This is a genomic window from Bradyrhizobium elkanii USDA 76, from assembly GCF_023278185.1.
In the GTDB taxonomy this organism is placed as follows: domain Bacteria; phylum Pseudomonadota; class Alphaproteobacteria; order Rhizobiales; family Xanthobacteraceae; genus Bradyrhizobium; species Bradyrhizobium elkanii.
Genome location: NZ_CP066356.1, coordinates 3,946,605 through 3,967,115 on the forward strand (window position 1 = coordinate 3,946,605; position 20,511 = coordinate 3,967,115).

Annotated in this window: 22 protein-coding genes; 15 read left to right on the forward strand and 7 right to left on the reverse strand. The window is 64.6% G+C overall.

Annotated elements, in window-relative coordinates:
• Nucleotides 1-53: 53 nt before the first annotated feature.
• Nucleotides 54-221 (reverse strand): hypothetical protein, encoded by a 168-nt coding sequence (locus JEY66_RS19020; protein WP_016843922.1) that lies wholly within the window; start codon nt 219-221, stop codon nt 54-56.
• 124 nt (nt 222-345) lie between these two features.
• Nucleotides 346-639: a membrane protein insertion efficiency factor YidD gene (yidD, locus tag JEY66_RS19025; protein WP_370168221.1), complete on the reverse strand. Its 294-nt coding sequence runs from the start codon at nt 637-639 to the stop codon at nt 346-348.
• Nucleotides 640-939: 300 nt separating this feature from the next.
• On the opposite strand from yidD, the gene JEY66_RS19030 reads away from it, so the two are divergent.
• Nucleotides 940-1,872 (forward strand): COG3904 family protein, encoded by a 933-nt coding sequence (locus JEY66_RS19030; protein WP_026192940.1) that lies wholly within the window; start codon nt 940-942, stop codon nt 1,870-1,872.
• A 24-nt stretch (nt 1,873-1,896) separates the two neighbouring features.
• Here JEY66_RS19030 and JEY66_RS19035 read toward each other — a convergent pair whose 3' ends face one another.
• Nucleotides 1,897-2,343, reverse strand: coding sequence for an iron-sulfur cluster assembly scaffold protein (locus tag JEY66_RS19035; RefSeq protein WP_016843919.1), 447 nt, complete (start codon nt 2,341-2,343; stop codon nt 1,897-1,899).
• 240 nt (nt 2,344-2,583) lie between these two features.
• On the opposite strand from JEY66_RS19035, the gene folE reads away from it, so the two are divergent.
• From folE to JEY66_RS19085, 10 genes are all read left to right on the forward strand, one after another.
• Nucleotides 2,584-3,264 (forward strand): GTP cyclohydrolase I FolE, encoded by a 681-nt coding sequence (gene folE, locus JEY66_RS19040; protein WP_016843918.1) that lies wholly within the window; start codon nt 2,584-2,586, stop codon nt 3,262-3,264.
• 28 nt (nt 3,265-3,292) lie between these two features.
• Nucleotides 3,293-3,721, forward strand: a complete 429-nt coding sequence (hisI, locus tag JEY66_RS19045; RefSeq protein ID WP_018272284.1) for a phosphoribosyl-AMP cyclohydrolase — start codon at nt 3,293-3,295, stop codon at nt 3,719-3,721.
• A gap of 205 nt (nt 3,722-3,926) precedes the next feature.
• The gene (locus JEY66_RS19050) at nt 3,927-4,538 is read left to right on the forward strand and encodes a c-type cytochrome (protein WP_016843916.1); all 612 of its coding nucleotides are present in this window, start codon (nt 3,927-3,929) and stop codon (nt 4,536-4,538) included.
• Between the two features lie 13 nt (nt 4,539-4,551).
• Nucleotides 4,552-5,802, forward strand: a complete 1,251-nt coding sequence (locus tag JEY66_RS19055) for a c-type cytochrome (RefSeq protein ID WP_026192938.1) — start codon at nt 4,552-4,554, stop codon at nt 5,800-5,802.
• 111 nt (nt 5,803-5,913) lie between these two features.
• A complete protein-coding gene (locus tag JEY66_RS19060; RefSeq protein WP_018272282.1) occupies nt 5,914-6,093 on the forward strand; it encodes a hypothetical protein in 180 nt (59 codons plus the stop codon).
• Nucleotides 6,093-6,656 carry a cupredoxin domain-containing protein gene (locus JEY66_RS19065; protein ID WP_016843913.1) on the forward strand — a complete coding sequence of 188 codons (564 nt, stop codon included), beginning with the start codon at nt 6,093-6,095 and terminating at the stop codon, nt 6,654-6,656. Before JEY66_RS19060 ends, JEY66_RS19065 begins: the two co-directional genes overlap by 1 nt.
• Entirely contained in the window at nt 6,646-8,271 is a 1,626-nt protein-coding gene (locus tag JEY66_RS19070; RefSeq protein WP_016843912.1) for a b(o/a)3-type cytochrome-c oxidase subunit 1, read from the forward strand. Before JEY66_RS19065 ends, JEY66_RS19070 begins: the two co-directional genes overlap by 11 nt.
• Nucleotides 8,268-9,059 (forward strand): c-type cytochrome, encoded by a 792-nt coding sequence (locus tag JEY66_RS19075; protein ID WP_016843911.1) that lies wholly within the window; start codon nt 8,268-8,270, stop codon nt 9,057-9,059. The genes JEY66_RS19070 and JEY66_RS19075 overlap by 4 nt, the downstream gene beginning before the upstream one ends.
• An 86-nt stretch (nt 9,060-9,145) precedes the next feature.
• Nucleotides 9,146-10,150 carry a transglycosylase SLT domain-containing protein gene (locus JEY66_RS19080; protein ID WP_018272280.1) on the forward strand — a complete coding sequence of 335 codons (1,005 nt, stop codon included), beginning with the start codon at nt 9,146-9,148 and terminating at the stop codon, nt 10,148-10,150.
• Nucleotides 10,151-10,313: 163 nt separating this feature from the next.
• Entirely contained in the window at nt 10,314-11,495 is a 1,182-nt protein-coding gene (locus JEY66_RS19085; protein ID WP_026192936.1) for a DUF2336 domain-containing protein, read from the forward strand.
• Nucleotides 11,496-11,563: 68 nt separating this feature from the next.
• Here the strand turns inward: JEY66_RS19085 and JEY66_RS19090 are convergent, their stop codons facing one another.
• From JEY66_RS19090 to JEY66_RS19100, 3 genes are all read right to left on the reverse strand, one after another.
• A complete protein-coding gene (locus JEY66_RS19090; protein WP_016843908.1) occupies nt 11,564-12,142 on the reverse strand; it encodes an Hpt domain-containing protein in 579 nt (192 codons plus the stop codon).
• A gap of 9 nt (nt 12,143-12,151) precedes the next feature.
• On the reverse strand, nt 12,152-12,697 hold the full coding sequence (locus tag JEY66_RS19095; RefSeq protein ID WP_026192935.1) for a response regulator: 546 nt from the start codon (nt 12,695-12,697) through the stop codon (nt 12,152-12,154).
• A gap of 108 nt (nt 12,698-12,805) precedes the next feature.
• A complete protein-coding gene (locus JEY66_RS19100; protein WP_016843906.1) occupies nt 12,806-13,585 on the reverse strand; it encodes an NAD kinase in 780 nt (259 codons plus the stop codon).
• Nucleotides 13,586-13,748: 163 nt separating this feature from the next.
• Between JEY66_RS19100 and JEY66_RS19105 the strand changes: the two genes are divergently transcribed.
• Nucleotides 13,749-15,350 carry a S10 family peptidase gene (locus tag JEY66_RS19105; RefSeq protein ID WP_018272278.1) on the forward strand — a complete coding sequence of 534 codons (1,602 nt, stop codon included), beginning with the start codon at nt 13,749-13,751 and terminating at the stop codon, nt 15,348-15,350.
• 310 nt (nt 15,351-15,660) lie between these two features.
• Here the strand turns inward: JEY66_RS19105 and JEY66_RS19110 are convergent, their stop codons facing one another.
• Complete coding sequence (locus tag JEY66_RS19110) at nt 15,661-16,557, reverse strand: DUF2189 domain-containing protein (RefSeq protein WP_026192934.1); 897 nt, start codon at nt 16,555-16,557, stop codon at nt 15,661-15,663.
• 546 nt (nt 16,558-17,103) lie between these two features.
• Here JEY66_RS19110 and coxB point away from each other — a divergent pair.
• The 3 genes from coxB to JEY66_RS19125 all read left to right on the forward strand — a co-directional run bounded on the left by coxB (nt 17,104) and on the right by JEY66_RS19125 (nt 20,497).
• Nucleotides 17,104-17,937, forward strand: a complete 834-nt coding sequence (gene coxB / locus JEY66_RS19115) for a cytochrome c oxidase subunit II (protein ID WP_018272276.1) — start codon at nt 17,104-17,106, stop codon at nt 17,935-17,937.
• 83 nt (nt 17,938-18,020) lie between these two features.
• On the forward strand, nt 18,021-19,796 hold the full coding sequence (gene ctaD, locus JEY66_RS19120; protein ID WP_018272275.1) for a cytochrome c oxidase subunit I: 1,776 nt from the start codon (nt 18,021-18,023) through the stop codon (nt 19,794-19,796).
• Nucleotides 19,793-20,497: a cytochrome c oxidase subunit 3 gene (locus JEY66_RS19125; protein ID WP_016843901.1), complete on the forward strand. Its 705-nt coding sequence runs from the start codon at nt 19,793-19,795 to the stop codon at nt 20,495-20,497. The genes ctaD and JEY66_RS19125 overlap by 4 nt, the downstream gene beginning before the upstream one ends.
• Nucleotides 20,498-20,511: the final 14 nt, after the last annotated feature.

Sequence of the window (20,511 nt, forward strand, 5' to 3'; positions counted from 1 at the left end):
GAGCATCCCAATCAACGATCCGCGTGAGGACCATCCTGGAGCTCGACTGCGCGTCACCACCTCACGCTCTGGCTGGGCACGATGAACGCCGTCGTGCTCGGCTTGTTCGGATTGTGGGTGAAGTAGCCGTAGGCGGCGACGATCACGACGAGCAAGGCAAGCACGGCCAGCAAGTCGATCTGCCGGGGATCATGACCGTTGTGGCTGATTTTCCAGCGCATTGTTGTTTCCTCCCCAAAGGGGCAACGAAACAATGCGCCAACTATCGCCACAGTTCCGCCGGGCAGCACTGCGCGCCGCGCTTGGACCTGCCGCAGCAACCGATCAATTGTCGTTGACGCCGCGTCAACCCTCGTTGACGCCGCGCCAGCGGCCATAGCGCCAGGGCAAGTACCAGCGTGCCCCGGGCGGCTTCGTCAGTGGGACATTATCGATCCCGGATGTTCCCCAGGGCTGGCAGCGCAGCAGCCGCGCCAGCGTCATCCAGCCGCCGCCCCACAGGCCGAAACGTTCGATCGCCTCGTCGCCGTAGACCGAACAGGTCGGCAGATGCCGGCAGTTGTAGCCGACCAGCGGCGACAGCGTGTGCCGGTAGATCCAGATCAGGGCGCGGCCGAAGTTGCGCGGCAAGCGGCGCATGGTGCTGGCACAGTCCATGCATCGTGAATGGTGTGTCGTTGAATGGTCTGTCGGCGGCATACGCAAGTATGTACGTAGTCTTGCGGGGGTTCCAAGCCAAGGAACTGTTTTGTTGCAGATATTTACGCCACAGTTCGTTATTATTGCACAGCACCGATGGCGCTGCAGCAAGGGCTCTATGGACGGTCCGGGTCAGCAACGCTACCGTTCCCATAACGCGCCGCTGACAGAATCGTGGCGCATTGCCATGGGGCCATTGCCACCGCTCGCATCACCAAGGGCTTGGGGGAAGGAACCAAATTGAGGCTCGTCAAGTCGCTCTCGTTGCGCAGTTGGGCGCTTACCGGCGCCGTTGCTCTTTGCTTCGCAGCTTCCGGCACCGCCGCCATGGCGGGCGGTTCCGCGCAGGCCAATTCGACCCTCGAAGAGCGCAAGCTGCCGATGAAGTTCAGCTGGATCGCCTGCCAGCCGAATTGCCGCGGCTGGGTGTCCGCGGTCGGCATCATCACGGCCGATAGTCCGAGGGAATTCGACGAGTTCGCGCGCGGCCGCCAGCTCAACGGCGCCACCATCGTGCTCGACTCCAGCGGCGGCTCGGTCAACGACGCGATCGCGCTCGGCCGCCGCTTCCGCGGTCTCGGCGTGCTGACCACGGTCGGCACCAGCGTCGTCAATCAGGCCGCGCAGAGCGGCCGCGCGAGCGTTCTGCCGGATGCCTATTGCGAGTCGATGTGCGTGTTCCTGCTGCTGTCCGGCAAGACGCGCTACGTTCCGCCGGCCGCCCATGTCCGCGTGCATCAGATCTGGATGGGCGATCGCGCCGACGACGCCAAGGCCGCGAGCTACACCGCGCAGGACCTGATGATCGTCGAGCGCGATATCGGCCGTCTTGCCAAGTACACCTTCGATATGGGCGGCGCGGGTGATCTGCTGGCGCTCTCGCTCAGCGTGCCGCCGTGGGAAGACCTGCACGAATTGTCGGCGGCCGAGTTGCGGCTGACCAACCTCATCACCACCGATGCGGTTGCCGACGTGCTGCCGCGGCAGGACAACAGCAAGGACAACGCAATTCCCGTCGCCGAGGCGAAGCCGAAGAACAACGATCGCTTCGTGAGCAGCACGATGGAGGGCGAGGCGCCACAGGCGGCGAGAGCGACCAAGACCGCCGAGGCCGTGGTGCCGACCGGCGGCAACGCAGCGCCGGCGCCGGCGCCGGTCCAGCCCGCGCAGTAGGACGTGAGCCGGCGGAAGTAAGGCTTACGCCGGCTGCTTCGCCTTGGCCTCGATCTGGCCGATCGCATCGACCACGGCATCGAAGGTCAGCAAGGTCGAGGCATGGCGGGCCTTGTAGTCGCGCACCGGCTCAAGCAGCGCGATATCGGCCCATTTGCCGCCCTGCGGGGGCCGGCCGTTTTCCTTCAGCATCTTGCGGACCGTCTCGCGCAATTCGCGCAACTCGTCCGCGGTCGAGCCCACCACCTGGCTTGCCATGATCGAGGAGGAGGCCTGGCCGAGCGCACAGGCCTTCACATCATGGGCGAAGTCCGTCACCACGGGACCGTCCATCTTGAGGTCGACCTTGACGGTCGAACCGCACAATTTGGAGTGGGCGGTGGCGCTGGCGTCCGGGTCGGCAAGCCGTCCGAGGCGCGGAATATTGCCGGCCAACTCGATGATCCGCTTGTTGTAAATGTCGTTCAGCATGAGGACAGATGCCTGGTTCCGGCCGTGCCGGGCGCTCTTGGCGGCTGGGTTGCACCGCCCTATATATGGGCGGCAACGCCGGAAACATAGCCCGGCCATGCAGCCAGCGCGGCCCACCTCCGCCGCGGCGGTGCTACAATAATGGGACTCAGGCGCCCGGCGGTCGAACCATCCGCCCCGTCTGCCCGGTGACACATCCGGACCAAGGTCAAATCCGAGGGCCGGTCGAACGGAGAAGACATGGACGCCTTGATCAAATCGATTCGCCCCAACAAGCCGGCCGACGCGAAGCCCGGCGAGCTCGACCCCTCAGAATTCATGACGGCGGCCGTTCGTGCCGATCAGCCGCGCCCGTCGCGGGCGGAGGCGGAGGACGCCGTCAAGACGCTGCTCGCCTATATCGGCGAGAACACGGGCCGCGAGGGCCTGCTCGACACGCCGCGCCGGGTCGTCGAGGCCTATGACGAACTTTATCAGGGCTACCACCAGTGCCCGGCCGAGGTGCTGAACCGCACCTTCGGCGAGACCGCCGGCTACGACGATTTCGTCCTCGTCCGCGACATCGAGTTCACCTCGCAGTGCGAGCATCACATGATGCCGTTCTACGGCAAGGCGCATATTGCCTATACGCCGGTGGAGCGCGTCGTCGGCCTCTCCAAGCTGGCGCGGCTGACCGACATCTTCGCCCGCCGTCTGCAGACCCAGGAGCATCTCACCGCGCAGGTCGCGGCTGCGATCGACGAGGTGCTGAAGCCCCGCGGCGTTGCCGTGCTGATCGAGGCGGAGCATACCTGCATGTCGGTGCGCGGCGTTGCCAAGCATGGTGCATCGACCTTCACGAGCCGCTTCACCGGGATGTTCCGCGACAATCCGGCGGAGCAGCAGCGTTTCCTGTCCCTGGTGCGAGGACCGAACCGGTAACCTCGCATTTTCCTGAGCGAGGTTTTCCGTGTCCGCAGCGACCCACGATCACGACCGCGAGGAGGGGCTGGCCTTCCAGCCCAAATTCGACGCGGCAGGTCTTGTGACCTGCGTCGCGACCGATGCCGCGACCGGCGATGTGCTGATGGTCGCGCACATGAACGACGAAGCCCTGCGCAAGACGATCGCGACCGGCGAAGGCTGGTACTTCAGCCGCTCGCGCAATGCGCTGTGGCGCAAGGGCGAGAGCTCGGGCCAGACCCAGCGCGTGGTCGAGATCCGGATGGATTGCGATCAGGACGCGGTGTGGATCAAGGTCGAGCAGATCGGCGCCGCCTGCCACACCGGACGGCGCTCCTGCTTCTATCGGGCGGTGAAGGACGAGGATGGCCATGTCAGCCTGTCCTTTGTCGACGCCGAGCAGCTGTTCGATCCGGCGCAGGTCTATCGCAAATAGCGTTTTCATCTGAATCAAATGCGACGCGTCGAAGCGTCGCGCTTCGTTGCCCCCCCTTTCGCGATGTGCCTATAATTCCCCATCATCGTCGCGCTGGGGGTGAGTTGTGGCGCATCGTCTGATACCGCTTGTTGGGTTTCTTGCCTGGGTTGTATTGCCGATCGGTGCAGCGCAATCGCAAACAACCGAGCGCGCACCCGACACGATGGCCGCGCGCGTCCTTGCCTGTGCACCTTGTCACGGCGCCGAAGGCGAGGGCACCAGCGACGCCTATTTCCCGCGGCTGGCCGGCAAGCCGGAGGGCTATCTCTACAACCAGCTCATCGCATTCCGGGATGGACGGCGGAAATATCCGCCGATGAACTATCTGCTGGAGTTTCAGACCGACGATTACCTGAAGAAGATTGCCGAATATTTCGCCTCGCTCAGGCCGGCATTTCCGCCGCCGGTCCCGCCGGTCGACAGCAAGGAGATTCTGGCGCGCGGCGAGGAGATCGTGAAGAACGGCGATCCGCAGCACGGCATTCCGCCCTGTTCGGCCTGCCATGGTTCCACATTGGGCGGCATGGAGCCCGGCATTCCCGGCCTGCTTGGCCTGCGCGCGGCCTATATCAGCGGCCAGCTCGGCGGCTGGCGCTACGGCACGCGGACTGCGTTCGCTCCCGATTGCATGCAGATCGTCGCGAGCCTGCTGACGGAGGACGACGTGAAGGCGGTGGCAGCCTACCTGTCATCGCGTCCGGCGCCAGCCGATCCATCCTTCGCGCCGCGGGGCAGCCTTCCGATGCCGCTCAAATGCGGCAGCGAACCGCATTGAGGGGATCGTGCCGATGTCGCGAACCTTAACAGGACTGCTTGTCGGACTGATGCTGGCACTGTCGCCGATTGGGGCATCGGCGCAGCAGAAGGCGGCCGATCCGGCCGTCCTCGCCAAGGGCGAGTATCTCGCACGCGCCGGCGATTGCATCGCCTGCCACACCGCGCGCGAAGGCAAGACCTTCGCCGGCGGCCTGCCGATGAAGACGCCATTCGGCACGCTCTACACGTCGAACATCACGCCCGATCCGCAGACCGGGATCGGCACGTGGACCTCCGATCAGTTCTACCAGATGATGCACAATGGCCGCTTTCCCGATGGCGGCCTGGTCTATCCGGCGATGCCGTTCGCCTCCTATACCAAGGTGACGCGCGAGGACAGCGACGCGATCTACGCCTATTTGCGCACGGTGCCGCCGGTGAGGCAGCTCAACAAGCCGCATGACCTGACATTCCCGTTCAACAACCGCTCGCTGATCCTCGGATGGCGCACGCTGTTCTTCAGGGAAGGCGAGTTCAAGCCGGATCCGACGAAGTCGGCGGAGTGGAATAGAGGTAACTATCTGGTCGAGGGACTGGGTCATTGCGGGATGTGTCACACCCCGATCAATGCGCTCGGCGGCAGCAAGCAGTCGCAGGCCTTCGAGGGCGGCCTGATCCCGATGCAGAACTGGTACGCGCCGTCGCTGACCTCCAACAAGGAGACGGGGCTCGGCGACTGGACCATCGAGGAGATCGTCGACTATCTGCGCAAGGGCGTGTCCGCCAAGGGCGCGGTGTACGGGCCGATGGCCGAGGTCGTGTACAACAGCCTGCAATATCTCAATGATGATGATGCGCGCGCGATGGCGGTCTATCTGAAGGGCCTTGCGCAGGGCGGTCCTCCGGAAAAGGCGTCGACTTCGCTGCCGTCGGCCGAGAGCAGTCTGCTGCTGTCCTTTGGCAAGTCGATCTATGACCGCGACTGCGCAAGCTGTCATGGCGCGGTCGGGCAGGGCATGCCGCCGGATTATCCGCCGCTTGCCGGCAATCAGTCGATCCAGATGGTCTCCGCGGTAAACCCGATCCGGATGGTGCTCAATGGCGGTTATCCGCCGGGCACGTCAGGCAATCCGATGCCCCACGGCATGCCGCCCTTCGCGCAGAAGCTGTCGGATGACGAGGTCGCGGCTGTCGTGACCTACATTCGAACGGCCTGGGGCAATCGCGGCGAGCCGGTGTCGGCGCGGCAGGCCAACGAACTGCGGGCAGCAACGCTGAACTAAAGCATGATCCGGAAAAGTGCGAAGCGGTTTTCCGGATCATGCTCAAACAAAGGAGCTAAAGCGCGATGACTAGTCAATCTCGTCTCGTCGCGCGTTAGGGGGAGCGCGATCATGATCAACTCGTCTTCGCCGCAACCGCCGGCATCGGGCTCGGAAGACGATGATGTCGAGACCATCGTCCGCGCCGGTCCGGGTGGCGCGATCGCGGTCGCGGGCGTTGCGACGGCCGTCGTGGTCGGATTGTGGTTTGCATTCTACCTGCTGGTCTTCCTGCCGCGGAGCGTTCCCTGATGGCGAGCGAGACCGATCACAGCCTCGGCGAGGCCGTTGCCGCACGGATCGAGCGGCGCTGGGCGACGCTGTCGATCGTCATTGTCGGCGTCCTGGTCGGCATGGCGGCCTATATCGGCATCCATCAGGCGACGATGCCGCAGGGCCGGGTCGAAACCGCCGATCCAAAGACGCTGCATCTGTCGGGCGAATTCGTCGAGAGCAATCTCGGCAGCGAAATGCTGGCCGACGGATCGGTCACCGTGCGCGCGATTGGCCAGCAATATTCCTTCACACCGCAATGCATCGTGGTGCCCGCGGAGACTCCGATCACCTTCCGCGCCACCAGCGCCGATGTCGTCCACGGTTTCCTGATCGAGGGCACCAACATCAACACGATGCTGGTGCCGGGCTACGTCACCGACCTGCCGGTGCGCTTCAAGGCGCCGGGCGATCACGTGATGCCGTGCCAGGAATTCTGCGGCATCGGCCACCAGGGCATGTGGGGCAAGGTCAAGGTGGTCGACAAGGCTGCGTTCCGTGACATGGCGGCAGCGAAGCGGAGGCTGACCTGTGTTGATTAACAAGCGGCTGATCGCGGCGCATTTCTGGCTTGCCTTCATCGTGTTCGGCGTCGCGCTGGTGCTCGGCGCCTGGCAGATGTTCGTGCGCAGCCCGTTGAACGCCTGGCATTTCAATCCCGAGTTCTATTATCGCTCGGTCACCGCCCATGGCTCGGCGATGGGATACGTCTTCCCGACGTTGATCGCGATGGGATTCGGCTACGCGATCACCGAAGCCTCGCTCGAGAAAGAGCTGGTTGGACGGCGCTGGGCCTGGGTGGGCTTCTTCCTGGTCGCCGTCGGTGCCGTTGTCGCGATGATCCCGGTGTCGCTCGGGCTCGCCTCGGTGCTCTACACCTTCTATCCGCCGATGGTCGGCAACCCCTTCTATTACATCGGCGTCGTCATGGTCGTGGTCGGCTCATGGATCTGGGTCGCGCTGATGGTGACCAATTTCGTGATCTGGAAGCGCGAGAACCCGGGCAAGCCGGTGCCGCTTGCGATGTATGCCAATGTTGCGGGCTCATTGCTCTGGGGCTGGACCGCGGTCGGCGCGGCGCTGGAGATCCTGTTCCAGATCCTGCCCGTGGCGCTTGGGCTGAAGTCGACGATCGATGCGGGGCTGGCCCGTGTCTTCTTCTCCTGGACGCTGCATGCCATCGTCTATTTCTGGCTGATCCCGACCTACATCGCCTATTATACGATCTTTCCGCGTGCGATCGGCGGCCGGCTCTTCAGCGACGCGATGGCGCGGATTTCGTTCATCCTGTTCGTCGTGGTGGCGATGCCGATCGGCGTGCACCATCTGTTTGCCGACCCGCAGGTCGGCGCCGGATTCAAGTTCATGCACTCTGTGTTCACCGGCCTCGTCGCGCTGCCGACGCTGCTCACGGTGTTCACGATCTGCGCGTCGGCGGAGATCGCCAGCCGCCTGCGCGGCGGCCGCGGTGCATTTGGCTGGATCGGGGCGCTGCCGTGGTCCAATCCGATCATGCTGGCGACGGCGCTGTCGCTGGTCATGCTCGGCTTCGGAGGCGCCGGCGGTCTGATCAACATGAGCTATCAGCTCGACGCCACCGTGCACAACACGCAGTGGATCACCGGCCATTTTCACCTGATCTTCGGTGGCGCCATCGTCATCATGTATTTTGCCATCGCCTATGATCTGTGGCCGCATCTGACCGACCGGGCGCTGGACAGTTTTGCGCTGATGCGCACGCAGCTCTGGCTGTGGTTCATCGGCATGATCGTGACCACCTTCCCGTGGCACTATGTCGGTATTCTCGGCATGCCGCGCCGCATGGCCTATTATGACTATGCCAACCCGGCGATCTCGCCGCAGGCCTTGTCGGTCACGATGTCGGCAATCGGCGGATTCATCCTGTTGCTGTCGGGCCTGCTGTTCCTGCTGGTGTTGATCCGCGGGCAGTTCGGCGCGCGGGGCGAGGCTGGTGCGTACCGCTTCGCGGTGCCGTTGCACATGCCGGCGCGGATTCCGGTCGCGCTCAACTCGTTCGGCCTGTGGCTCGCATTGATGGTCGGCCTCACCGTGGTGAACTATGGTTTCCCGATTGCGCAGCTGATGGCGCTGAACGAGACCAGCGTGCCTGCGGTCTATGTCGGAGCAGGCCGATGAGCGACCAGCCGCTGTTCTCGCTTCGCAATCCGTGGTTCGGCGCCAGCGTCGGCATCACGGCCGCCATCGCCGTGTTGTCGGCCGTCGCAGGCCTGATCTGGTTGCCGCTGGCGCAACCCAATTTGAAGCTTGCCGGCGTCTGGGATGCGATCTGCAGCGCGGCCGGCGTTCCGCGTGCCGCCGTGCAGGAGCCCGGCATCAAGCCGGATTTCAAGACGTCGAACGTCATCATGACGTCGGAGATGCTGACCAAGGTGAATCAGGTCTCGATCGGGCGGGGCGCGACGCTGGCGCAGCGCTGCGCGATCTGCCACGGACCGCAGGGCGTCAGCGACGCCCATTCACCGAACCTCGCCGGGCAATTTGCCGCGGTGACGTACAAGGAACTGAACGACTTCAAGACCGGCGCGCGGGTCAGCGTGGTGATGAGCCCGTTCGCGGCGGCGATGAGCGATCAGGACATGAAGGACGTCGCGGCCTATTACGCCTATCTGCCGCGGGTGCCTTCGAACAATCTGGATACCGGGCGTCCCGCGCCGGCGATCGTGGTGACGGGCGCCCCGATGCGCAACATCGCGCCTTGCGGCTCCTGCCACGGCGATGTCGACAACAAGGCGGGAAGCCCCTGGCTCGGCGGCCAGTCGGCGGTCTACATCAAGGCGCAGCTCGAGGCCTTTGCATCCGGGGCCCGCCGCAACGACATCAGTCAGCAGATGCGCAACATCGCGCGCCAGATGACGGCCGAGGAGATCGACCAGGTCGCGCACTACTACGAGGCCCAGCCCTGAGCCATTAACGCGCCATTAACCATAATTACGGCAGGTTGACGGGACATGGGTGCCGATTGCCGGCACCCGGCAAGGCACCCGGACAGATGGCGGTCGACCTCTTCAATGCGACGGCTTCGGCAGGTGTCGATCCCTCGCGCCTGAAGGTCGCGAGCTCGATCAAGCAGGCGGCCGCGACCACCGGCACGAGCTTCGAATATCTGCTCACGACCGCGAAGATGGAATCCAATTTCAATCCGCGGGCCGGCGCCACGACCTCGTCGGCGCATGGACTTTATCAATTCATCGACCAGACCTGGCTCGGCACCGTCAAGGAGGCTGGAAGCCAGCTCGGCTACGGCCAGTATGCCGACGCCATCAGCAGGAATTCCGACGGCAGCTATTCGGTCGGCGATCCCTCCGCGCGCGCCGCGGTCATGAAGCTGCGCGACGATCCGGACGCGGCGTCCTCGATGGCGGCGGTGCTGACGCAGTCCAACAGCTTCAAGCTCACCGGCAAGCTCGGCCGCCGTCCGACCGATGCCGAACTTTACATGGCCCACTTCATGGGAGTCGGCGGCGCCGGCAAGCTGATCTCGAGCGCCGAGGATAGCCCGAGCGCCAATGCGGCCGCGATGTTTCCGAAGGCGGCGGCCGCCAACCAGTCGATCTTCTACGACAAGTCGGGCAACGCGCGCAGCGTCAGCCAGGTCTATTCGGTGTTGACCACGCGCTACGCCGCGGCCGCGAACTCCAAGGACACGCGCACCGCCTTCGCCGCGGCGGGCGGCGACACCATGTCGCCTTACGCGATCGCAAGCGCCGCGCCCACACAAGCGCTGACCATGGACACCGCGTCCTATCTCTCGACCTTCCCGGACTCCCGGTCGGCGACGCCCGTCGCTGCGACCTCGGCCGTCGCATCGGCGCAGCCGGCACCGGCCTTCCGCTCGCTCTACCAGGCCGGCGACCGCTCGGAGCCGATCTCGCCGGCGGTGCAGGAGCTGTGGGGCAATTCCTCCTCGCTGACCGCGTCGGCGACGCCAAAGGTTCGCGCGCCCGGACGGCTTGACCTGTTCAGCGATCCGAGCGGCACCTACAGCAACGGCTAGCGCCGCCCTGCCGCGCGCGCGAAGCCGCACGCCGTTGCCGTCTTAACGAAACGTCAATAATCCCAAACGTTTATGGTGAACCCTTTATTAAGCGTCATGGTTTATTTTTCCTTGTAGTGGCGTCGTATGCCGATGCCGTTTCGTTGCGTAAGCCGGCAGGACCATGATCGTTCGGCAATTTATTAGTTGGATTAGGACCGCTCCAGCAGGTGAGCGAGCAGAGGCGACACGGGCGTTGGCCCGGGCCTGGCTCATCTCGGATCTCACCGAGGACGACCGCATCGCAGCCGAAGGCGCGCTGCTGATGCTGCTCGACGACCCGTCGCCGCTGGTACGGCAGGCGATGGCCGAGGTGTTCGCGCGCAGTGCGGACGCGCCTGCCGCAATCGTGCAGGCGCTGTCGGCCGACCAGCCGGCGATCGCGCTGCCGGTGCTGGAACATTCACCGCTTCTGATCGATGCCGACCTCGTCGACATCGTCGCCACCGGTTCCGACGAGATGCAATGCGCGATCGCGCGCCGCATCAACCTGCCGGCCTCCGTCGCCGCCGCGATTGCCGAGGTCGGCTCGGCGGCGGCCGCGCTCGAGCTGATCGAAAATCCTTACGCCGGCCTCGCGCCATTCTCCTGGGATCGCATCGTCGAACGCCACGGCCATCTCGCCGCCATCAGGGAATCGATGCTGCAGCTGGAAGACCTGCCGTCGGCGACGCGGCTGGCGCTGGTCGCAAAGCTCTCCGACACGCTGGCGCAGTTCGTCGTCGCGCGAAACTGGCTCGGCAGCGATCGGGCCGACCGCATCGCCGGCGAGGCCAGGGAACGCTCCACCGTGAACATCGCCGCGCGTGCCTTCGGCGATGACATGCAGAACCTGATCATGCATCTGCGCGCCACCGGGCAATTGACCGCCGGGCTGATCCTGCGCGCGCTGCTGTCGGGCAATCTCGATTTGTTTGGGGCGGCGCTCGCCGAACTGTCCGGACTGCCCTATGGCCGCGTCTCCGCGCTGTTGAACGACCGCGGCGGCAACGGCCTGCAGGCGCTGCTGCGCCGCGCCGGTCTGCCGGAATCCACCTACGCCGCGTTCCGCGTCGCGCTCGAGGCCAGCCACGAGGTCGGCTATGTCGACAGCGGCGACGGTGCGGCGCGGCTGCATCGCCGCATGGTGGAGCGGGTGCTGACGCATTGCGAGACGGACCATTCGGCGGCCGAGCCGCTCCTGATCCTGCTGCGCCGCTTCGCGACCGAATCGGCCCGCGAGGACGCGCGGATGTTCTGCGAGGAGCTCGCCGCGGAAGACGCCATCGCGGTGCTGCCTTACGACGACGATCTCATCGCGGCCTGAGGGCCGCGATTCTTTCCGATCGATGGATGCCTGAGAGGCGGCCGCAACGCGAGCGGCCGGCCGCGCGGCTATTCGCCGGGCACGATGCTCGGCGCGAGGATCGCCTCGAGGTGCTCGGGCCGGTCGCGGTTGGCGTGGGTCAGGAATTCATCGGCGATGCCGCGGAGCTGCTTGCTCAGCACGCCGGCGACGACCGCGGTGTCGAGCTTGGTGCGGTTGCGCACGATCGCCTGCACGGCGTTGATGTGATGGGCGATCAGCTGCGGCGGCACGGCGCCGAGATCCGGCGCGTGCTCGATGATGCGGCACAGGCTCTCCGCGGCTGCGGCGGCCGACGGATAGCCGAATGTCGCGGCGTCGCCCTTGATGTCATGCGCGGCGCGGAACAGCTCCTCGCGCGTCTTGTCGCTGAAGCCCTCGCGCAGCACGGTGGCGTGCGCGGCGGAGAGGCGGTCGGCCTCGATCGTCATCCACTCCTTGAACTCGCCCGACAGCCCGGCGAGCGCCTTTTCGGCGCGGCCGACCGGATCGTCGAGATCGCTCTCGGGGACGCGCAGCAGCATCTTGCGCAGCGGATTGGGCTGCGTGATCACGTGGTGCGTGCCGAAACTCTTGACCTCGATCGTCCCGGGTTTGTCTTTCGCCATGGCGGTGTCCTAGATGGCCGAGCGCGCCTTTTCGAGCAGCGACGGCTGTTGCAGCACCTCGACCTCGCCGCTGCCGCGGCGTTCGGGGCCGATATAGGTGGTGGTGGTGTTGCGGCGGCGGTCGGGGCCGAAATAGGTCTTGGTCTTGATGAACGGGCGCGGATTGGCGACCACGTTCATGATGCGCTGGTAGAGGCCCTTGGCCGAGATCGGCTTGGCCAAAAATTCGGTGACGCCGGCATCGCGCGCCACGGTGACACGGCGCTTCTCGGAATGCCCGGTCAGCATGATGATCGGCGCGTAGGGGTTGCCCTTGGATTCCGGCTGCCGGATCATCTGCGCAAGCTCGAGCCCGTCGAAGATCGGCATCGACCAGTCGGTGATGACGATGTCGGGCACGTAGTGCGTATACATCTCGAGCGCGGTGGCGCCGTCCTCGGCCTCATACACCTCGCGCGCGCCGAACGAATGCAAGAGCGTCCGCAGGATGCGGCGCATGTGCGGATTGTCGTCGCAAATCAAAAATCGCAGCTTGTTGAAATCGATGCGATACATGGTCCGGCCCTGATAGGGCATTACCTCGCCAATGCGGTATTACCCGACGTTAACCATATCCTGCCCGGGGTTAATGATTGGTTGCCGGGCAAGGGGCAGCCGTCGCCGTCAGTAGCCGAACTGCTCGCGCAGGATGCGTTCTTCCAGCGAGTGGCCGGGATCGAACAGCATCCGCATCGCGATCGTCTTGTCGGACAACACCTCAACCCGGCGGACGTCGCGCACCTCGTCATGGTCGGCGACCGCGGCGACCGGGCGCTTCTCGCCCTCGATCACCTCGATCACCACGAAGGCGGAATTCGGCAGCAGCGCGCCGCGCCAGCGCCGCGGCCGGAACGCGCTGATCGGGGTCAGCGCCAACAGCGCCGCGTTGATCGGCAGGATCGGCCCCTGGGCGGAGAGGTTGTAGGCGGTCGATCCGGCCGGCGTCGCCACCAGGATGCCGTCGGCCATCAGCTCGGGCATCCGCTCGTGCTCGTCGATCAGGATGCGCAGCTTGGCGACCTGGTAGGTCTGCCGGAACAGCGCGACCTCGTTGATGGCGTGATGCAGATGCACGGCGCCGTGGATGTCGGTGGCGCGCATCAGCAGCGGATTGATCAGCGACTCGCGCGCGGCGGCAAGCCGGGTGCGCAGATCATGCGTCGAATATTCGTTCATCAGGAAGCCGACGGTGCCGCGGTGCATGCCGTAGATCGGCTTGCCGCTGCGCATGTTGGCGTGCAGCGTCTGCAGCATCAAACCGTCGCCGCCGAGCGCGACCACGACGTCGGCATCGGCGGGTGGATGGTTGCCGTACATTTCCGTCAGCTGCTCGAGCGCCGATTGCGCTTCCGCACTGGCGCTGGCGACGAAGGCGATCTTGTCATACCGCTTGGAGCTGGCCATTCGCTCACGAACTCGTTTGGCACGGAACACGCCGCGCTCGTCTATACATCCCGGGCGGCCTTGTCGAGATGGTCCGGGAACGGACCGCATGCCACGCCGGCGCCGCCAAACTAGCGCAGTTTGCCGCTGGGTTGCGTAAATCGGGGCGCAGGGAGTGAACGATATGGCTAACAGTCTTGCGACACGGCTCGCCGCGGCGTTGCTGGTGGCCTGTCTTGCGACCGCGGCGCGGGCCGACGACGAGACCCCGCAGCCATCGCCGTCGCCGAGCGTGCAGGCCCCAGGCGGCCAGAACCCAGCTGGCCAGAACCCGAGCGGTCAGAAGGGGCGGGCAGGACGCGGCGGCGAGGCCGGCTCCGGCGCCAACGCCGCGGCCAGCGGCTCGACCGCCGAGCAGCACCGCCTGCCGCCGGACTCCACGACCAAGCAATCGGTCGCGCTGCCGAACCGCACCCTTAACTTCAGCGCGACCGCGGGCTCGATCCGCGTGTTCGACGACAAGGGCGAACCGCTCGCCGACATCGCCTATACGTCCTACCAGCTCGACGGCGCCGAGAAGGCGAACCGTCCGGTGACCTTCCTGTTCAACGGCGGTCCGGGCTCCGCGTCGGCCTGGCTGCAATTGGGCAATATCGGGCCGTGGCGGCTGCCGTTCGACGGCGCGGTGTCCTCGGCCGCGCCCGAGCTGCAGGCCAATGCCGACACCTGGCTCGATTTCACCGATCTCGTCTTCATCGATCCGGTCGGCACCGGCTACAGCCGCTTCGTCACGACGTCGGAGGAGGCGCGCAAGCGCTTCTTCACCGTCGACGGCGACGCCAATTCGGTCGCGCTGGTGATCCGCCGCTGGCTGGAGAAATACGACCGGCTGACCTCGCCGAAATATCTCGTCGGCGAAAGCTATGGCGGCATTCGCGGACCCAAGGTGGTACGCAATCTGCAGATGCAGCAGGGCGTCGGCGTCCGCGGCCTGGTGCTGATCTCGCCGGTGCTCGATTTCCGCGAATATACCGGCTCCAGCCTCCTGCAATATGTCGCAAGCCTGCCGACCATGGCGGCGGTCGCGCGACAGGCGAAGGGCCCGGTGACGCGCGAGGATCTCGCCGACGTCGAGAGTTACGCGCGCGGCGATTTCCTGCTCGACCTCGTCAGGGGGCAGGCCGACACCGAGGCCACCACGCGGCTCGCCGACAAGGTCGCAAGCCTGACCGGGATCGATCAGGCGGTGAGCCGCAGGCTCGCCGGCCGTTTCGACATCGGCGAATTCCGCCGCGAGTTCGATCGCAAGAACGGCAAGGTCACCGGCCGCTACGACGCCTCGGTCGAGGGCTTCGATCCCTATCCGGATTCCAGCTACTTCCGCTTCAACGATCCGTCCGGCGATCCCCTGATGGCGCCCTTGACCAGCGCCGCCGTCGACCTCACCACGCGCAAGCTGAACTGGCGGCCGGACGGCTCCTATCATCTGCTCAGCGAGAGCGTGAACAAGGCCTGGGAGTTCGGTCACGGCATCAGTCCGGCGGAGTCGGTGACGCAGCTCCGCCAGGCGCTGGCGCTCGACCCCAACCTGAAACTCCTGGTCGGCCACGGCCTGTTCGATCTCGCCACGCCGTACTTCGCCTCGAAGATCATCCTCGACCAGTTGCCAGCCTTCGCGGGCCCGAGCCGCACCAGGCTCGCGGTCTATCCCGGCGGCCACATGTTCTACTCCCGCGACGGCTCGCGCCAGGCCTTCCGCAAGGAGGTCGAGGCGCTGATGAGGTGAGGGGATGTGGCGGCGTGGATTGCGCCGTCGCTGCAAATACGGTCGTCGTCCTGGCGAAAGCCAGGACCCATTACCACTGGATTCGATTGTGAGCGGGATCGTGGCCCCAGCGTCGCGCAACAAGTGCCATTTGGGGGAATGGGTCCTGGCTTTCGCCAGGACGACATCGATTGTGTGGCACGGCCGACATCCACATTCGTCGTCCCGGCCCCCCGTGCGCAATTACGCATCAGGCCGGGACGACACCCAATTGTTGCAGCATCGGTGCCATGCACCCGCATTCTCGCGACATGCTTCGCTCAAAAAACGCTTAGCGCTCACGGCTCCATGGGAAGAGGGAGGCCGGGAAGTCGGCCGCGTAGCGGTGACCGATCGGCGGGCGGGGCTCTTCTTGCGGAGGATTCCGGTCGGGCTCGACCACCTTCCGGTAAAGATGCCAGGTCGCATGACCAAGCACCGGCAGAACGACGCAGAGGCCGACGAAGAACGGCAGTGAGCCCACGGCCAGCAATACCGCAACGATCAATCCCCACGCGGCCATCTCAATTGGATTCATCATCACGGCTCGTATCGAGGTGCGGATCGCATCGATCGCTGTCGCATGACGGTCGAGCATCAGTGGAAATGAGACGACGCTGACGCACAGGGCAACCAAGGCGAAAAGGAAGCCGACGCCGCATCCGACGATGATGAGCGACCAGCCTTCGGGCGTCGTCAACACGCGCTTTGCGAAATCAGGGATGCTCGCAGCCGGCGCATAGCCGAACGTCATGATGTAGATCGCGTCCGCGGTGGCGATCCAGACCCCGAACAGAACGAACAGGAGAACGCCGAGTTCGAACATGGCGCCGAACGACGGCGCGCGCAGCACCTGCATTGCATCCCAGGCTCCTGGCTCCTCTCCGCGTTCGCGTCGTCGGCTCAGTTCGTAGAGGCCGAGTCCGGCGAAAGGACCGATCAGGGCGAAGCCGGCGGCGAGCGGAAACAGCAGCGGCAGCACCGAATAGCCAAGCACAAGTCTGAACAGGACAAGTCCGAGCACCGGATACATCACGCACAGGACGATTGCGTGGGTCGGGATGGCCTTGAAGTCTTCCCAGCCGAGGCGCAGCGCGTCGCCCAGGTCGGAAAGGCTGATCTTGCGAACGACGAAGGCGGTAGAGACGCCAAACAATTGCAGCTTGGGTCGTGCGAACACCGTGGTCATGGTTCCGGTCTCCTTGCTTGTGGCCGCAGGGGAACGGAGCGCCATCAACACACGCACATCCGCCTCATGCGCGAAAATCGCGACTGAGTCCGGCAAATCAGATTCAACCAGAAGGAGCTTGCCGGACGACATCTGTCGCAACCGGTCCGGTAAAACTAGTCCGATGCGCGGCAGAAGCAAGGTGGCGAATGCGGTCGGGAGAATTGTGCAGCTGCACAAGCGATGTCTTGCGATGCACCATGCGAGACGGGAGGGCCGATCAGTGTTCGCGGCATCCCATGCATTCCCGGCAGCACGCGCCGGACAGGGGCGGGCATTACTCCTCTATTGACGTCCGCCTCGATGGGTACCATGTTGATGGTTGACGCCCCCAGCTCCGATGAGGTTGCGGCCGTGACGTTGAGTTTTTGTCATGTCCCAGCATCGTGACCGGCAGAATGGGCGAGGCAAAAGCCACGGTGATGGTGAACGTGAGACCATCCCTCTGACGTGAGCTCCGCCCTTTCGTTCGTCTCCGCAGCCTTCGATGGCAAGGAGGAATGAGGGATGGCTGTAGCGATCTTACTGCTCCTGGTTGCCGTCGCCTCGGTGCTGTTTCACCTCTACAGCCCCTGGTGGTGGACCCCGATTGCCTCGAACTGGAGCTATATCGACCACACCATCAACCTGACATTCTGGATCACCGGAGCGGTGTTCTGCACGGTGATCGTGTTCATGGCCTATTGCGTCCTGCGCTTTCACCACACCGAGGGACGGCGCGCCCACTACAATCCCGAGAACAAGAAGCTCGAATGGTGGCTCAGCATCGGCACCGCGATCGGCGTCGTCGCCATGCTGGCGCCCGGCCTCGTCGTCTGGCACCAGTTCGTCACCGTTCCCGACGACGCGACCGACGTCGAGGTCGTTGGACAACAATGGATGTGGAGTTATCGGCTTCCGGGAAAGGACGGCCGGCTCGGCACCTCAGATGCACGCCTGATCAGCTCCGACAATCCACTCGGGTTGAATCCCAATGATCCGAACGGGCAGGACGACATCGTCGTGCAAAACGAGGATCTGCATCTGCCGGTCGGGAAGCCGGTGAAGGTGCTGCTCCGCTCGATCGACGTCCTGCATGATTTCTACGTCCCCGAGTTCCGGGCGAAGATGGATATGATCCCCGGCTCGGTGACCTACTACTGGCTCACGCCGACCCGGACCGGAACCTTCGACGTCCTCTGCGCGGAGCTTTGCGGTGCCGCGCACGCACAGATGCGCAGCAAGGTCGTCGTGGAAGAAGAGAAGGAATATCACGCGTGGCTGGACAAGCAGCACACGTTCGCCGCCTTGTCCGGCCAGCGCAACGTCGCGAAGGCGGCGTACAAGACTGGCAGCGAATGAACATGCCGACGAGGATCGGCCGGATGTTCGGCCGGATATGACGTGAACTCGTCGCTGAGCGGAAGACCGAGGAGGGTATTCCGATGGTCGATATCCCGTTTGATCAGGTCGCAGGCATCCCGCCCGCCGAAGTAGGTGAGGTCGAGCTCTACCATCCGCACAGCTGGTGGACGAGGTACGTCTTTTCGCAAGACGCCAAGGTGATCGCCGTCCAGTACTCGATCACGGCGATGTCGATCGGAATGGTTGCGCTGGTGCTGTCGTGGATGATGCGGCTGCAACTGGGATTTCCCGGCACATTCTCCTTTATCGATGCCAATCAGTACCTTCAGTTCATCACCATGCACGGCATGATCATGGTGATCTATTTGCTCACGGCGCTGTTCCTCGGCGGCTTCGGTAACTACCTCATCCCGCTGATGGTCGGCGCGCGGGACATGGTCTTCCCCTATGTGAACATGCTGAGCTATTGGGTCTACCTGCTCGCGGTGCTGGTGCTGGCCGCGACATTCTTCGTGCCGGGCGGGCCGACCGGTGCCGGCTGGACGCTTTATCCACCCCAGGCGATTCTGTCCGGTACCCCCGGGCAGGACTGGGGCATCGTTCTCATGCTGGCCTCGCTGATCCTGTTCATCATCGGCTTCACGATGGGCGGGCTCAATTACGTAGTGACGGTGCTGCAGGCGCGCACGCGCGGCATGACCTTGATGCGCATGCCGCTGACGGTGTGGGGCATCTTCACCGCGACCGTGATGGCGCTGCTGGCGTTCCCGGCGCTGTTCGTGGCCTCGGTGATGCTGCTGCTGGACCGCCTCCTTGGAACGAGCTTCTTCATGCCGACACTGGTCGAGATGGGCCAGCTGACCAAGTATGGCGGCGGCAGCCCGATCCTGTTCCAGCATTTGTTCTGGTTCTTCGGCCACCCCGAAGTCTACATCGTCGCGCTGCCGGCGTTCGGCATCATCTCGGATCTGATCAGCACGCACGCGCGCAAGAATATCTTCGGCTATCGCATGATGGTCTGGGCGATCGTGGCGATCGGAGCGCTGAGCTTCGTCGTGTGGGCGCACCACATGTATGTCAGCGGCATGCACCCTTATTTCGGGTTCTTCTTCGCCACCACGACGCTCATCATCGCGATCCCGACCGCGATCAAGGTCTACAACTGGGTGCTGACCCTCTGGCGCGGCGACATCCATCTCACGGTGCCGATGCTGTTTGCGCTCGGCTTCATCGTCACCTTCGTCAATGGCGGCCTGACCGGGCTGTTCCTCGGCAACGTTGTCGTCGATGTTCCGCTGTCCGATACGATGTTCGTCGTCGCGCACTTCCACATGGTGATGGGAATTGCGCCGATCATGGCCGTGTTCGGCGGGATCTATCACTGGTATCCGAAGGTCACCGGGCGGATGCTCAATGATGCGCTCGGACGCTTCCACTTCTGGGTGACGTTCATCGGGGCCTATGCGGTGTTCTTCCCGATGCACTATCTCGGCCTGCTCGGGATGCCGCGCCGCTATCACGACATCGGCGAGACCTCGTTCGTCCCGGCATCCGCCCATGACCTCAATGCGTTCATGAGCGTGGCGGCGCTGATTGTCGGCTTCGCCCAGCTTGTCTTCCTGTTCAATCTGGTCTGGAGCCTGTTCAAGGGAAGAGAGGCGGGCGGCAATCCCTGGGGTGCCACCTCGCTGGAATGGCAGACGCCGGAGACCCCGCCGGGGCACGGCAACTGGGGCAAGGAGCTCCCCGTCGTCTATCGCTGGGCCTATGATTACAGCGTGCCCGGTTCCGCGAGAGACTTCATCCCGCAGAATGAACCGCCGGCCAAGGTGCTGGCCCAGGGAGCCCATCCGTGAGTGCCATCGTCCTGTTCATTGCTACGATTGCAGCGATCGCGGGATGGTGGCTCTCGCAGCAACGGCTGGCCGCCAAGCCGTGGCTGGAGCAGGGCATTGCCGTCGATCTTCGCGGCGATCTCGGCTCTTCGGTGCCGGCGGCGAAAATCGGCCTTGGTGTCTTTCTCGCGGTGGTCGGCTCGCTGTTCGCGCTCCTGATCAGCGCCTACTCGATGCGCACCACCATGGTGGACTGGCGCGAGCTGCCGCTGCCGAGGCTGGTGTGGTTCAACACCGGCGTCCTCGTCATCAGCAGCGTGGCGCTGCAATGGGCGCTGATGGCCGCGCGCCACGACGACCATGAGGGCTTGATCGCGGGCCTGTTGGTCGGCGGTGCATCGGCCGTGATGTTCCTGATCGGGCAGCTCGTGGTGTGGCAGCAGCTCAACGTCGCCGGCTATGTCATGGCGTCGAATCCGGCCAATTCCTTCTTCTATCTGATCACCGCGCTCCACGGGCTGCACGTGACCGGCGGCCTGGTGGCGCTCGGCAGGGCGACCGTAAAACTGTGGCGCGGCGCGCCGATGACGCAGATGCGCCTGAGCGTCGAGCTTTGTACCATCTACTGGCATTTCCTGTTGCTGGTATGGCTGGTCCTGCTCGGTCTGCTGACGGGCTGGACCGACAATTTCGTCGACATCTGTCGCCAGTTGCTCACCTAGCGAGGCAGGACGCG

Excerpts from the sequence above, each read along its gene's own strand:
- JEY66_RS19020 (WP_016843922.1), bottom strand. The coding sequence starts at position 221 with ATGCGCTGGAAAATCAGCCACAACGGTCATGATCCCCGGCAGATCGAC.
- yidD (WP_370168221.1), bottom strand. The coding sequence starts at position 639 with ATGCGCCGCTTGCCGCGCAACTTCGGCCGCGCCCTGATCTGGATCTAC.
- JEY66_RS19035 (WP_016843919.1), bottom strand. The coding sequence starts at position 2,343 with ATGCTGAACGACATTTACAACAAGCGGATCATCGAGTTGGCCGGCAAT.
- folE (WP_016843918.1), top strand. The coding sequence starts at position 2,584 with ATGGACGCCTTGATCAAATCGATTCGCCCCAACAAGCCGGCCGACGCG.
- JEY66_RS19050 (WP_016843916.1), top strand. The coding sequence starts at position 3,927 with ATGGCCGCGCGCGTCCTTGCCTGTGCACCTTGTCACGGCGCCGAAGGC.
- JEY66_RS19055 (WP_026192938.1), top strand. The coding sequence starts at position 4,552 with ATGTCGCGAACCTTAACAGGACTGCTTGTCGGACTGATGCTGGCACTG.
- JEY66_RS19060 (WP_018272282.1), top strand. The coding sequence starts at position 5,914 with ATGATCAACTCGTCTTCGCCGCAACCGCCGGCATCGGGCTCGGAAGAC.
- JEY66_RS19065 (WP_016843913.1), top strand. The coding sequence starts at position 6,093 with ATGGCGAGCGAGACCGATCACAGCCTCGGCGAGGCCGTTGCCGCACGG.
- JEY66_RS19075 (WP_016843911.1), top strand. The coding sequence starts at position 8,268 with ATGAGCGACCAGCCGCTGTTCTCGCTTCGCAATCCGTGGTTCGGCGCC.
- JEY66_RS19080 (WP_018272280.1), top strand. The coding sequence starts at position 9,146 with ATGGCGGTCGACCTCTTCAATGCGACGGCTTCGGCAGGTGTCGATCCC.
- JEY66_RS19085 (WP_026192936.1), top strand. The coding sequence starts at position 10,314 with ATGATCGTTCGGCAATTTATTAGTTGGATTAGGACCGCTCCAGCAGGT.
- JEY66_RS19090 (WP_016843908.1), bottom strand. The coding sequence starts at position 12,142 with ATGGCGAAAGACAAACCCGGGACGATCGAGGTCAAGAGTTTCGGCACG.
- JEY66_RS19095 (WP_026192935.1), bottom strand. The coding sequence starts at position 12,697 with ATGTATCGCATCGATTTCAACAAGCTGCGATTTTTGATTTGCGACGAC.
- JEY66_RS19100 (WP_016843906.1), bottom strand. The coding sequence starts at position 13,585 with ATGGCCAGCTCCAAGCGGTATGACAAGATCGCCTTCGTCGCCAGCGCC.
- JEY66_RS19105 (WP_018272278.1), top strand. The coding sequence starts at position 13,749 with ATGGCTAACAGTCTTGCGACACGGCTCGCCGCGGCGTTGCTGGTGGCC.
- JEY66_RS19110 (WP_026192934.1), bottom strand. The coding sequence starts at position 16,557 with ATGACCACGGTGTTCGCACGACCCAAGCTGCAATTGTTTGGCGTCTCT.
- coxB (WP_018272276.1), top strand. The coding sequence starts at position 17,104 with ATGGCTGTAGCGATCTTACTGCTCCTGGTTGCCGTCGCCTCGGTGCTG.
- ctaD (WP_018272275.1), top strand. The coding sequence starts at position 18,021 with ATGGTCGATATCCCGTTTGATCAGGTCGCAGGCATCCCGCCCGCCGAA.